Source organism: Pseudomonas fungipugnans, assembly GCF_029955235.1.
GTDB classification, from domain to species: Bacteria; Pseudomonadota; Gammaproteobacteria; order Pseudomonadales; family Pseudomonadaceae; genus Aquipseudomonas; species Aquipseudomonas fungipugnans.
Genome location: NZ_JARBWL010000001.1, coordinates 3,387,969 through 3,400,970 on the forward strand (window position 1 = coordinate 3,387,969; position 13,002 = coordinate 3,400,970).

Here is a 13,002-nt window from a genome sequence, read left to right on the forward strand (position 1 = left end):
AAACCCCGAAGGGCTCAAACCTTTCGGGGTTGTTGTTGGCGCACGCGCTTACAACTTGGCGATCGACACCTCGGTGGATTTCACGAACGCGATCACTTCGCTGCCGACCACCAGTTCCAGCTCTTTCACCGAACGGGTGGTGATGACGGAAGTGACGATGCCGGACGCGGTCTGCACGTCGATTTCCGACAGCACGTCACCCAGCACGATTTCCTTGATCGAGCCTTTGAACTGGTTACGAACGTTGATGGCTTTGATAGTCATGATGTTGATTCCTGTCGTTGATGAGGCTTGAGTTATTGAGCCCAGCGCAATTGCGTAGGCAATGGTGAAACGGGTTCCGGTTCCGGCGGTTCGCCGGGCAGTGACAGCACGCGATTGAGGACTTCGGTTTCCAGCGCCGCCAAGCGATGCGAACCGCGTACCCGAGGGCGTGGCAGCTCCACATGCAGGTCAAGGCCGACTTCGCCCTCTTCGATCAGAATCACCCGATCGGCAATTGCCACCGCTTCACTGACGTCGTGGGTGACCAGCAACACGGTGAAACCATGTTTGCGCCAGAGCCGCTCGATCAGTTGCTGCATCTCGATTCGGGTCAGGGCATCCAGTGCACCCAGCGGTTCGTCCAGCAGCAACAGACGCGGCTGGTGGATCAATGCGCGAGCCAGCGCCACACGCTGCTTCTGGCCACCGGACAATGCGGCTGGCCACTCGTTGGCGCGATCAGCCAGGCCCACCGACTCCAGAGCCTCCAGCGCTTGCGGTCGCCAGTTGCCCTTGAGCCCGAGACCGACGTTGTCGATGACCTTTTTCCAGGGCAGCAGACGCGCTTCCTGGAACATCAGCCGGGTGTCCTCACGCGCATCGCTCAGCGGCGCCGCGCCGGCGAGCAATTCACCGCCTGTGGGTAGATCGAGGCCGGCGAGCAAACGCAGCAAAGTACTTTTGCCGCACCCGCTACGGCCCACCACGGCAACGAACTGACCGGCCGGAATGTGCAGGTCGATCTCGCGCAGCACCTGCCGCGAACCGAAGGTCTTTTGCAGCTTGCGCACCGCCAGCGGAATCCCGCGCAGCAGGCGTGGAGGTTGTTGAGCCGTCATGCAGCGCCTCCCTTGGCAACCTGATACGCCGGATGCCAGCGCAGCCACACGCGCTCAAGTCCACGGGCCGCAACGTCAGCCAGTTTGCCGAGCACCGCGTACAACAGAATCGCTACGACCACGACGTCAGTCTGCAAGAACTCCCGGGCATTCATCGCCAGATAGCCGATGCCGGAGCTGGCGGAAATGGTTTCCGCGACGATCAGCGTCAGCCACATGAAGCCCAGCGCAAAGCGCACACCCACCAGAATCGATGGCAGCGCCCCCGGCAGAATCACCTGGCGGAACAGGCTGAAACCGGACAACCCATAACTGCGCGCCATTTCCACCAGCGCCGGGTCGACATTGCGGATGCCGTGATAGGTGTTGAGATAAATCGGGAACACTGTGCCCAGCGCCACCAGGAAAATCTTCGCCGATTCATCGATGCCGAACCACAGGATCACCAGCGGGATCAGCGCCAGGTGCGGCACGTTGCGCACCATCTGCACCGAACTGTCGAGCAGGCGTTCGCCCCATTTCGACAGGCCGGTGATAAAGCCCAGCGCCAGACCGATACCGCCGCCAATCAGGAAACCGACGGCGGCACGCCAACTGCTGATCGCCAGGTGGGTCCAGATATCACCGCTGCGGACCAGGTTCACGGCGGCTTCAATCACCGCCACCGGCGAGGGCAGAATCCGCGTCGACAACCAGCCCGCCGACACCGACAACTGCCACACCGCCAGCAACAACACCGGCAACGCCCACGGCGCGAGGTTGTGAATAAATTTCTTCATGGCGCGCCTCAGCTCTGGGACGCGGCTTTGGGAAGGATGTCGTTGGCCACCATCTCACCGAACGGGCTGACATAGTTGGCGCCTTGCGGCAGCTGCGGACGCTCGATATCGAGGTGCGGGAACAGCAGTTCGGCGACGCGGTACGACTCTTCCAGGTGTGGATAACCGGAGAAGATGAAGGTGTCGATACCCAGGTCCGCGTATTCCTTCACACGAGCAGCCACGGTCGGACCATCACCCACCAACGCCGTACCGGCACCGCCACGCACCAGACCGACACCGGCCCAGAGGTTGGGGCTGACTTCCAGATTGTCGCGGCTACCACCGTGCAACGCTGCCATGCGTTGCTGCCCAACAGAATCAAAGCGCGCCAGCGAGGCTTGAGCGCGAGCAATGGTGTCGTCGTCCAGATGCGAGATCAACCGGTCTGCCGCTTGCCAGGCTTCGTCGTTGGTTTCGCGCACGATCACATGCAGGCGAATTCCGAAACGCACCGTGCGACCCAGCTTCGCCGCTTTGGCGCGAACCTGTTCAATCTTCTCGGCCACGGCGGCCGGTGGTTCGCCCCAGGTGAGCACCATTTCCACCTGCTCGGCGGCCAGATCCTGCGCAGCTTCGGAAGAACCACCGAAATACAGCGGCGGACGCGGTTGCTGGATTGGCGGATAGAGCAATTTCGCACCTTTGACGCTGATGTGCTCGCCGTCGTAATCGACGGTTTCGCCTTCCAGCACGCGGCGCCAGATGCGGGTGAACTCCACGGACGCCTGATAACGCTCTTCATGGCTGAGGAACAGACCGTCGCCGGCCAGTTCTTCCGGATCGCCGCCGGTGACCAGGTTGAACAGCGCACGGCCCCCGGACAAACGATCCAGCGTCGCCGCCTGCCGCGCCGCGACCGTCGGGGAAATGATCCCGGGGCGCAGGGCGACAAGAAATTTCAGACGCTGGGTCACCGGGATCAGCGACGCGGCCACCAGCCACGAGTCTTCGCAGGAACGCCCGGTGGGAATCAACACCCCGCCGAAGCCCAGGCGATCCGCCGCCTGCGCGACTTGTTGCAGATAGCCGTGGTCAACGGCGCGAGCGCCTTCGGCGGTGCCAAGGTAATGGCCGTCGCCGTGGGTAGGCAGGAACCAGAAAATATTGAGGCTCATGGAGTGGTCTCCTTGGGGAATCGAATTACTGCGCTTTGGCAACGGCTGCCGGTGGTGTCCAGATCACGTCCTTGATGCTCAAGGGTTTGGGGATCAATTTGAGCTGGTAGAAGCTGTCGGCGATTTTCTGTTGCGCAGCGACCACCTCCGGAGTGATGAACAAGGCGCCATAGCCCTGGCGTTTCACCGAGGTCAGGGTGATGTCTGCCGGCAAACCGAGCAGCGGTGAAACTTGTTGGGTCACTTCTTCAGGATTGGCCTTCGACCACTCGCCGACCGCGCGCACTTCTTCGACCAGGGCTTTGATCACCTCGGGATTTTTCTGCGCATAGGGCTTGGTCGCCAGGTAGAACTGATGGTTATCGACGATGCCCTGGCCATCGCGCAGGGTGCGCGCTTGCAGCTGCTTCTCGGCGGCGGCCTGGTACGGATCCCAGATGACCCAGGCATCGACGCTGCCACGCTCGAACGCGGCGCGGGCATCGGCAGGTGCGAGGAACACGGTCTGGATGTCGGTGTATTTGAGGCCGGCGTCTTCGAGGGCGCGGACCAGCAGGTAATGGACGTTGGAGCCCTTGTTGAGCACGACTTTCTTGCCCTTGAGGTCCTGCACCGATTTGATCGGCGAGTCCTTCGGTACGAGGATCGCTTCGCTGCTCGGGGCCGGTGGTTCGTAGGCGACGTAGAGCAGGTCGGCGCCGGCCGCCTGGGCGAATACCGGTGGGGTTTCGCCGGTCACGCCGAAGTCAATGGAGCCGACGTTCAGGCCTTCGAGCAGTTGCGGGCCGCCAGGGAATTCAGTCCATTGCACGTCCACGCCTTGAGCGGCGAGGCGCTTTTCCAGCGTGCCCTTGGCTTTGAGCAGCACCAGGGTGCCGTACTTCTGGTAGCCGATTCGTAACGCCTCAGCCTGTGCTTGAGAAATAACGCCGAGGGACACAGCCGCAACAAACAGAGCGACCAGACCACGACGCAAAATGACAGTGCGCATAGCGCTCTCCTATTTGCTGTTGGGTTTTGGCTGCACCTGCTTGGCCGTTGGCGGCTGAGTAAGGCGAGTACTTCAAATTCAGGTGTGGCTTGAGTGCAGGCTCAAATGCTCCAGCGAGCACTCAACAAACGTTCGTTCAACAGGTTGGGATCGAGCGGCTTGGGCCGTCTCGCCATGGCGCTGTGAAATTGCTCCAGCGCTTCGTTCAAGCGTTGCTCCAGCTCCGGCGCCAGTTGCGCCTGGGCACTGCCTTCGCCGTAAGCGATCTGGCTGTCTTCGGCGAAAATCCCTTGGAGCATTTCCTGGGCTTTCAATGCCGACAGCACCGGTTTGAGCGCGTAATCCACCGCCAGCATGTGCGCGATGCTGCCACCGGTGGCCATTGGCAGAACCACTTTGTGGCTCAGGGCGCGTTCGGGGAGCAAGTCCAGCACGGTTTTCAGAGCGCCGGAGAACGACGCCTTGTAGACCGGCGTGGCGATCAGCAGGCCGTCGGCGTTTTCAATCTGTTGCAACAGGTCGATCACCTTCGGGCTGCCGAAACGGGCGTGGAGCAAGTCTTCAGCCGGGAAGTCCCGTATCTGGTAGCTCACCACTTCCACCCCGTGTTGCTGCAACCAGCGCTGGGAGCGCTCCAGCAGCACCCCGGAGCGCGAGCGTAGGCTGGGACTGCCACCGAGTGAGACGACCAGCATTCAGACAATTCCTTGAGCAGTATTGGCGATTCGCGGGTTGCGATCTCGCGTTGATGGGATGACCTTAACAGGTGAGTTATATATCCATAAATCATATTTATTCATTTGGTTATTCGTTATGGATATAAGCGAATAACTATTTTCCAGGCATAAAAAAAGGCCGTCGAAACGGCCCGAAATCCCCTGCTATGTGGATCCTGAATTCTTGCAGTGTCCGACCTGCTCGCGAAGGCGATTCAGTCCACACCAAAAAAGTTGATGGCTTACTTATTGGGCTGCGGCGTCAGGCGCAGATACGGCTTCACCGCACGATAGCCCTTGGGAAAGCGCTTCTTGATTTCATCTTCATCCTTGAGCGACGGCACGATCACCACTTCATCACCGTCCTGCCAATTGGCCGGGGTGGCCACCTTGTAGTTGTCGGTGAGCTGCAGCGAATCGATCACCCGCAGGATTTCATGAAAGTTGCGCCCGGTGCTGGCCGGGTAAGTGATGGTCAGGCGAATCTTCTTGTTCGGGTCGATCACGAACAGGGAGCGCACAGTGAGCGTGTCATTGGCATTGGGGTGAATCAGGTCATACAGGTCCGAAACCTTGCGATCAGCATCCGCCAGGATCGGGAAGTTGACGATGGTGTGCTGGGTTTCGTTGATGTCCTCGATCCATTTGTGGTGCGAGTCGACCGGGTCCACGGAGAGCGCGATGGCCTTGACGCCGCGTTGGGCGAATTCGTCTTTCAGCTTGGCGGTAAAACCCAACTCGGTGGTGCACACCGGGGTGAAGTCCGCCGGATGGGAAAACAGCACGCCCCAGCTATCACCCAGCCATTCGTGGAAACGGATAGTGCCGGCGCTGGAATCCTGTTCGAAATCGGGGGCGATGTCGCCAAGTCTGAGGCTCATGGTGCTGCTCCTGGTGAGTGCGTGATGAGCTTAACTGTGCCTGCCTTTGCGCCGGATTAAAAAGAATAAATATCGATTTATTTAGATCATAAATGAATATTAAACATCTGTTCACTGGACCCGAATCGGGAACGCCGCCAAGATTCGCCCAAGGTTCGAGAAGGCCTTGAGTAGCTGCAAATGAGGGGAATTTTCAAGGAGGGTTTACGGGGGTGAGCACTCCTTGAAAACGAAAAAGCCCCGCGCGGCGAGGTGCCGGGCGGGGCCTTTTTTACTCGGACTTACAGAATCACGCTATTACAACAGCGGGATCGAGTAGCTGACGATCAGACGGTTTTCGTCTTGGTCGCGAGTAGCAACGTCGGTGCGCCACATGGCGTTTTTCCATGCAACACCGAGGTTTTTCAGCGGGCCTTCTGGGACAACGTAACCCAGGGTGATGTCGCGCTCCCACTCGGTCTTGTCGCCATCGTTGGTTGCGATGTTGTTACCACGCAGGTAGATCACACCAGCGGTCAGGCCTGGCAGGCCGACTTTGGCGAAGTCATAGGCGTAGCGAGCTTGCCAGGTACGTTCGCCAGCACGGGCAAACTTCTGGATCTGCATGTCGGTGATGGTGCTGTTCGACGAACCGTCACCCTGGTTCAGCCAAGGGAAATCGCTGTCGCCCTTGGTGTACTGGTAACCGCCACCGAAGGTGTGACCTTCAACCGAATACAAGGCCAGGTAGCTGTAAAGGTCGTTGTCGACTTTGCCAGCAGTTACAGGCTTGTTGTCCGAGTAGTAACCGGTTGTGTAGTACGCCGGCTCGCTGCCGTTGGCACCGTTGTCACGGCTGCGATAGTAGCGCAGGTCACTTTTCAGGATGCCAGGACCGATGGACCAGTTGTGTACCAGGCCCAGGAAGTTCTGCGAGTAGAAGTCCTTCAGCTCACCGTAGTAGTACGAAGCGGTCAGGTCTTTGGTGATCTTGTAGTCAGCACCCGCGTAGTAGAACTTGTTGCTGAACTTGCCAGTGTCGTAGTTGGAGCCTTTGTTGGCGCCGTTGATCGACAGATCTGCATCGTTGCTGGAGTTACGGCCCTTCGCGGACTCGATCTGACCGGCAGTCAGGGTCAGGTCTTTGATGTCGTTGGACTTCAGCTCGCCACCGGTGAAGGTTTGTGGCAGCAGACGACCATCGTTGTACTTGATGACCGGGTTGTTCGGCATCAGGGTGCCGACCTTCAGTTCGGTCTGGGAGATCTTGACCTTACCGGTCAGGCCCAGGCTACCGAAGTCAGGCACAGCGCCATTGGCGCCATCGCTTGGGAAAACAGTACCGCCGGAAGCTGTACCCGATGGGTTACCGCTCTTGGCCGGGCTGGAGTCCAGACGCACACCGTACAGGCCGATAGCATCAACACCGAACTGAACAGTACCTTGGGTGTAACCCGAGATGAAACGCAGATCGAAGCCTTGGCCCCATTCTTCGTTCTTGTTCGCGCCAGTACCGGTGCGGTTATCGGTGTTGATGTAGAAGTTACGAAGACCCAAGGTAGCCTTGCTGTCGTCGATGAAACCTTCAGCGCTTGCCTGCTGCGCCAAAACCCCTACGGCCACTGCCAGGGCCAAGGTTGACTTGTTCATTGTCTCGCTCCTCTCGTTTCTAATTCTTGTGTACCTGGTCCTGGGTCGAATGCCCTGGATCCTAAGATGCGCGATTAGCGCCAGACCGTGACTGACAAGTCAATCTCAACGTTGCGAGCCTACGACCAAGGTCTAACCACCTTTATTTGGTCCCTGCAGGGTAATGAATTACTCATAAACCCAAAAAGAATTATTTCATTCTTTTTCATACCGCTATGGAATATAGCTCATCACAGCTGAACCGTACCTGGACATTCTGTATCGGCTCATAAGCTAATTACTAAATGGTATTTGTTGGCCTTTTTTTAGATCGATTAGCGTTGACGTACACCCCAATCGTCAATCCCTATCGAAAAGGCGACGCCATCATGGCCAAACGCGCACTATCCAGTCAAATTGTTACAGTTTGTATATCGGTATTAATTTCTTGTGGTGCTCAGGCGGCGAACCTCACGGTCGGCTACCAGACCGGTATCGACCCGAGCAAAGTACCTCAGGCAGATGGCACTTATGAGACAGTTATCGGCCAGAAGATAGATTGGCGCAGATTTAACAGTGGCCCGGAAGTGGTCACCGCCATCGCCTCCGGGGACGTGCAGATTGGCAACCTGGGCTCCAGCCCGCTCGCAGCCGCCGCTTCGCGCAATTTGCCGATCGTCGCTTTTATAGTCTCCGCCCAGATCAACGCTGCCGAAGCGCTGGTGGTGCGCAACGGCAGCGGCATTGATAAACCTCAAGATCTGATCGGCAAGACCATCGCCACGCCCTTCGTTTCCACTTCTCATTACAGCTTGCTAGGCGCCTTGAAGCACTGGGGCCTGGACACCTCGAAAGTCAAAGTAGTGAACCTGCAACCAGCCGAAATCGCCGCCGCCTGGAAACGTGGCGACATTGATGGCGCGTTTGTCTGGTCGCCTGCCTTGGGGGAAATTCGCAAGACTGGCAAGACCTTGACTGATGCCGCACAGGTCGGCCAGTGGGGCGCGCCAACCTTTGAGGTGTGGGTAGCGCGCAAGGACTACGCCGAGAAACACCCGGAGGTGGTGGCCAAATTTGCCAAGGTGACACTGGACTCGTTTGCTGATTACGCCGCGCATAAAGAGAGCTGGACGGCTGAATCGGCACCGGTGCAAAAAATCGCCAAATTGACCGGTGCCAATGCCGCCGATGTGCCTGAGTTACTGGCCGGTTCGGCATTCCCGGACGCCAAGGCACAACAGAGCAGCGCGCTGCTGGAGGGCGGCACGGCGAAGGCGATTGGTGAAACGGCGAAGTTTTTAAAGGAACAAGGCAAGGTTGAAACGGTGCTGCCCGACTATTCGCCGTATGTGAGTGCGAAGTTCGTCGCTCAATAACACGCAAACCCTGTGGCGAGGGAGCTTGCTCCCGCTGAAGGCCGAAGGACTTCCAAATCCGGCAACGCGGTGAAATCAGACACACCGCGTTACCGGTTCTGGGGCCGCTACGCAGCCCGACGGGAGCAAGCTCCCTCGCCACAAAAGCACATGCAGACCAGCAGCGGGTCAGAGGGTCTTTTCGAAGATCTTCGAGTTACGCTGATAGTTGTACAGCGACGCCCGCGCCGAGGGCAGACGCTCGACGCTGCTCGGCTCGAAGCCGCGCTCGCGAAACCAGTGCGCGGTACGTGTCGTGAGTACGAACAGGGTTTTCAGCCCTTGGGCCCGGGCGCGGGTTTCGATGCGCTCCAGCAGTTCATCACCACGGCCGCCATGGCGGTACTCGGGGTTCACGGCCAGACAGGCCAGCTCACCCGCGTCCGAATCGGCAATCTGATACAGCGCCGCACACGCGATGATCATCCCTTCGCGCTCCACCACGCTGAACTGCTCAATCTCGCGCTCCAGCACTTCACGCGAACGGCGCACCAGAATCCCCTGCTCTTCCAGCGGGCTGATCAGATCCAGCAAACCACCGACATCTTCAATGGCGGCTTCACGCACCACTTCGAATTGCTCTTGGGCCACCAGCGTGCCGCCACCGTCACGGGTGAACAGCTCGGTCAGCAGCGCGCCGTCTTCGGCGTAGCTGACGATATGACTGCGCGCCACGCCGCCACGGCACGCTTGGGCCGCAGCGTCCAACAGTTCGGCCTGGTAGTTGCTGCCCAAACGCTTCAAATGCGCGGGCACTTGCTGAGGACGCAACTCACGCACCAGACGACCATGCTCATCGATCAAGCCGAGGTCGGCACCAAACAACAGCAGCTTGTCCGCGCCTAAATCGATGGCGGCACGGGTGGCGACGTCTTCGCAGGCCAGATTGAATATTTCACCGGTCGGCGAGTAGCCCAGCGGCGATAGCAGCACGATGGAGCGTTCGTCCAGCAGGCGGTTGATGCCCTTGCGATCGACCCGGCGCACTTCGCCGGTATGGTGATAGTCGACACCTTCCAGCACGCCGATCGGCCGCGCCGTTACCAGGTTGCCGCTGGCCACCCGCAGGCGCGAGCCTTGCATCGGCGATGACGCCATGTCCATGGATAGCCGTGCTTCGATGGCGATCCGCAACTGACCCACTGCATCAATCACACATTCCAGGGTCGCGGCATCGGTGATGCGCATCCCGTGATGGTAGTGCGGAGTCAGACCGCGAGCGGCGAGACGGGTTTCGATCTGGGGACGTGAGCCGTGAACCAGCACCAATCGCACGCCCAGGCTGTGCAGCAGTACCAGGTCGTGAACGATATTGCCGAAGTTCGGATGCTCAACACCGTCGCCGGGCAGCATGACGACAAACGTGCAATCGCGGTGGGCATTGATATACGGAGATGCATGACGCAGCCAATTAACGTATTCGGGCATGAACCTGGGCCTGTAATAAATAGCAGCCAAAAAATGGGCGAAACGGGAAACGCACAGCGGGCTGATGGTTATCGTCGGAACAGGCTTGGCGACACGCGCGCTCTCCTCATGAATACGGCTTGGGACATCGGCAATTTATACCGTTCGGTCCGTTAAAACACAGAACCCTGTGGGAGCGGGCCTGCTCCCACATGGGTTTCGCTTAACTGGCTGGCAATGGCGTTTTGGCCGGTGTCAGGCAGTAATGTTCAATCAGTTGCCTTAATAGATGCACGGTAGGCTGCAGACGTGACATTTCGAGGTACTCCCCCGGTTGGTGGGCGCAGGCAATATCGCCTGGGCCGAGCACCAGTGTTTCGCAGCCAAGGCGCTGAAGATAAGGTGCTTCGGTGCCGAACGCTACTGCTTCGGCACGATGACCGGTGAGCTTTTGCGCGACCCACACCAATTCCGCGTCTTCGGCTTGCTCGAACGGCGGCACTTCAGGGAACAGCGGCGCGTAATCGATCTTCACCTGATGCCGCTCGGCAATCGGATTGAGCTTCTGCAAAATTGCCGCGCGCAGGGCTTTGGGGTCCATGCCGGGCAACGGGCGCAGGTCGAATTCGAGCGAGCATTGGCCGCAGATCCGGTTGGGGTTATCGCCACCATGGATACAGCCGAAGTTCATGGTCGGCTGCGGCACGCTGAACTGCGGGTTACGGAATTCGCGCTGCCATTGCAGCCGCAAACCGCGCAGCTCGCCGATGGCATCGTGCATGGCTTCCAGCGCGCTGTGGCCCAGGCTCGGATCCGACGAATGACCGCTGCGACCGAGAATGTCGATGCGCTCCATCATCACGCCTTTATGCAGCCGGATTGGTTTGAGCCCGGTCGGCTCGCCAATGACCGCTGCCCGCCCCAGTGGCCGGCCGGCTGCCGCCAAGGCGCGAGCGCCGGACATTGAGCTTTCTTCGTCGCAAGTGGCGAGGATCAGCAACGGCTGCTTGAACGGCTGGTCGAGCAATGGCTTGACGGCTTCGATCGCCAGAGCGAAAAAGCCCTTCATGTCGCAACTGCCCAGCCCGACCCAGCGGCCATCCACCTCCGTGAGTTTCAGCGGATCGGTCTGCCACAGTGCGCCGTCATACGGCACGGTGTCGCTATGACCCGCCAACACCAGGCCGCCGGGGCCGGAGCCGAAACTGGCCAGCAGATTGAATTTGCCGGGGCTGACCTGCTGAATGTCGCAGGAAAAACCCAGGTCACCCAGCCACGTCGCCAGCAAATCAATCACCGCACGGTTGGATTGATCGAGGCTGGGCTGGGTGCAACTGACGGACGGTGCGGCGATCAGCGCAGCGAACTGATCTTTCATGGACGGCAAAGGCATCGCTGACTCCCAACTCCGATTTGAAACCCATCATAGAACCATCTGGCTTGCGGAATAAACCGTCGCGGCGCGTAGGAACGTTCAGTCCTGTACACTGCACGGCCTTGGCAGCCACACATTCCCCCCGGCTGCGCTCCCGATCCTGGATTTTCCGGCCATGCAGAAAGAAACCGAAATCAAACTCCGCGTCAGCCGCGAAACCCTCGCCGCCTTGCGCGAGCACCCGCTACTGAAAAAACGCAACAAAAGTGGCTGGGAACGCCGTGAGCTGATGAACCAGTACTTCGACACGCCTGAGCGCGACCTGGCCCGCGCCAAGGTTGCCCTGCGCCTGCGCCGTGATGGCGAAGAAGTGATCCAGACCCTCAAGACCCGCGGCCAGAGCATCGCCGGTCTGTCCGAGCGTAACGAGTACGACTGGAACCTGCCCAAAGCCAAGCTCGACGTGAAAAAACTCGACGGCGAATGCTGGCCCGAAGAACTGGCCGAGCTGGACAAGAAAACCCTGAAGGCCATCTTCACCACCGATTTCGTCCGCGAACGCGCGGAAATCGCCTGGGGCCGTGGCAAGACCAAAGTGGTCATCGAAGCCGCGCTGGACCTGGGCCACGTGGTGGTCGGCAAGCAGAAAGAAGAAATCTGCGAACTGGAACTGGAACTGCGCGAAGGCGATCCGTCCGCTCTGCTGGAGCTGGCCGCTGAACTGGCTGAAACCCTGGCGCTGATGCCCTGTGACATCAGCAAGGCTGAGCGTGGCTACCGCCTGTACGACGCCAACAGTTACTCCCTGAGCCTGCCGGCCCCGCAAATCAACGCCGAAATGCCACTGGATGACGCGTTCGCCGCACTGACCTGGCATTTGCTGGGCAGCAGCCAGCGCCTGGCCGAACAATATCGCTTCAATGGCCACTGGCGCTTGCTGTTGGATTGGGTCGAGAACCTCGCTGAAATGCGCGCTCTGCTCAGCAGCCTGGGCCAGGCCGCACCGCGTCAATCAACCCACGATCTGCGGGTAGCGCTGGATGCGTTGCTGGAAGACTGGCGCCCACTGGTGCAGGCCGGTGTGGACGATGAAGACGTGCGCAAGGCCGCGCCAGAGCAATTCCTCGAAGAGCTTGAAGACCCGCGCTGGGGCCTGTTCTCGCTGAACACTTCGCGCTGGCTGCTGGCCCGCACCTGGACCGGCGACCGCAACACCCGTGGCAACCGCCAGGGCGCTGCGCAACTGGGCAGCTGGTTGCCGCGCCTGTTGGGCGAAGAAGCCACGTCCTTGCAACTGCAGCGTTACCAGCAACAGCCCGAAGACCTGGCCGAGCAACTGCCGCGTATCGAACGCATCCAGGCCTGGCTGCACCATGCCCGCAACGTGCTGGACGTCCCGGAAATGGACCGTCTGTATGGCGAGCTGAAACAACTGGCGCAGCTGGCCAACGAGCCGATCACCGATGAATCGCTGGATGCGCGCAAGCAGCAGGCGATTGCGGTGTACCAGAACCGTGCCTGGAAAATGCTGCTGCGTATGTAAAAAGAATACCTGGGACAAGTGGCCCCC

At 59.5% G+C, this 13,002-nt stretch carries 12 protein-coding genes; 2 read left to right on the forward strand and 10 right to left on the reverse strand.

Going from position 1 to position 13,002, the window contains the following annotated elements; translation table 11 throughout:
• Nucleotides 1-48: 48 nt before the first annotated feature.
• The 8 genes from POF45_RS14425 to POF45_RS14460 form a co-directional block, all read right to left on the reverse strand.
• On the reverse strand, nt 49-264 hold the full coding sequence (locus POF45_RS14425) for a TOBE domain-containing protein (RefSeq protein ID WP_003229256.1): 216 nt from the start codon (nt 262-264) through the stop codon (nt 49-51).
• A gap of 32 nt (nt 265-296) precedes the next feature.
• Nucleotides 297-1,103, reverse strand: coding sequence for an aliphatic sulfonates ABC transporter ATP-binding protein (ssuB, locus tag POF45_RS14430; RefSeq protein WP_282315939.1), 807 nt, complete (start codon nt 1,101-1,103; stop codon nt 297-299).
• Nucleotides 1,100-1,882, reverse strand: coding sequence for an aliphatic sulfonate ABC transporter permease SsuC (gene ssuC, locus POF45_RS14435; RefSeq protein WP_259497364.1), 783 nt, complete (start codon nt 1,880-1,882; stop codon nt 1,100-1,102). The genes ssuB and ssuC overlap by 4 nt, the downstream gene beginning before the upstream one ends.
• Nucleotides 1,883-1,890: 8 nt before the next feature.
• The gene (gene ssuD / locus POF45_RS14440; protein WP_259497365.1) at nt 1,891-3,039 is read right to left on the reverse strand and encodes an FMNH2-dependent alkanesulfonate monooxygenase; all 1,149 of its coding nucleotides are present in this window, start codon (nt 3,037-3,039) and stop codon (nt 1,891-1,893) included.
• A 25-nt stretch (nt 3,040-3,064) separates the two neighbouring features.
• Entirely contained in the window at nt 3,065-4,030 is a 966-nt protein-coding gene (locus POF45_RS14445; protein ID WP_259497366.1) for a sulfonate ABC transporter substrate-binding protein, read from the reverse strand.
• A 101-nt stretch (nt 4,031-4,131) separates the two neighbouring features.
• Nucleotides 4,132-4,725, reverse strand: coding sequence for an NADPH-dependent FMN reductase (gene ssuE / locus POF45_RS14450; protein ID WP_259497367.1), 594 nt, complete (start codon nt 4,723-4,725; stop codon nt 4,132-4,134).
• Between the two features lie 263 nt (nt 4,726-4,988).
• Nucleotides 4,989-5,627 carry a peroxiredoxin gene (locus tag POF45_RS14455; protein ID WP_259497368.1) on the reverse strand — a complete coding sequence of 213 codons (639 nt, stop codon included), beginning with the start codon at nt 5,625-5,627 and terminating at the stop codon, nt 4,989-4,991.
• Between the two features lie 297 nt (nt 5,628-5,924).
• On the reverse strand, nt 5,925-7,256 hold the full coding sequence (locus tag POF45_RS14460; RefSeq protein ID WP_259497369.1) for an OprD family porin: 1,332 nt from the start codon (nt 7,254-7,256) through the stop codon (nt 5,925-5,927).
• A gap of 368 nt (nt 7,257-7,624) precedes the next feature.
• Between POF45_RS14460 and tauA the strand changes: the two genes are divergently transcribed.
• Nucleotides 7,625-8,611: a taurine ABC transporter substrate-binding protein gene (tauA, locus tag POF45_RS14465; protein WP_409077908.1), complete on the forward strand. Its 987-nt coding sequence runs from the start codon at nt 7,625-7,627 to the stop codon at nt 8,609-8,611.
• 168 nt (nt 8,612-8,779) lie between these two features.
• On the opposite strand, the gene argA is transcribed toward tauA, so the two are convergent.
• On the reverse strand, nt 8,780-10,078 hold the full coding sequence (gene argA / locus POF45_RS14470) for an amino-acid N-acetyltransferase (RefSeq protein WP_259497371.1): 1,299 nt from the start codon (nt 10,076-10,078) through the stop codon (nt 8,780-8,782).
• Between the two features lie 202 nt (nt 10,079-10,280).
• Nucleotides 10,281-11,450 (reverse strand): acetylornithine deacetylase, encoded by a 1,170-nt coding sequence (gene argE, locus POF45_RS14475; protein ID WP_282315940.1) that lies wholly within the window; start codon nt 11,448-11,450, stop codon nt 10,281-10,283.
• A 157-nt stretch (nt 11,451-11,607) separates the two neighbouring features.
• Here argE and POF45_RS14480 point away from each other — a divergent pair, with 157 nt between their 5' ends.
• Complete coding sequence (locus tag POF45_RS14480) at nt 11,608-12,975, forward strand: CYTH domain-containing protein (protein WP_282315941.1); 1,368 nt, start codon at nt 11,608-11,610, stop codon at nt 12,973-12,975.
• Nucleotides 12,976-13,002: the final 27 nt, after the last annotated feature.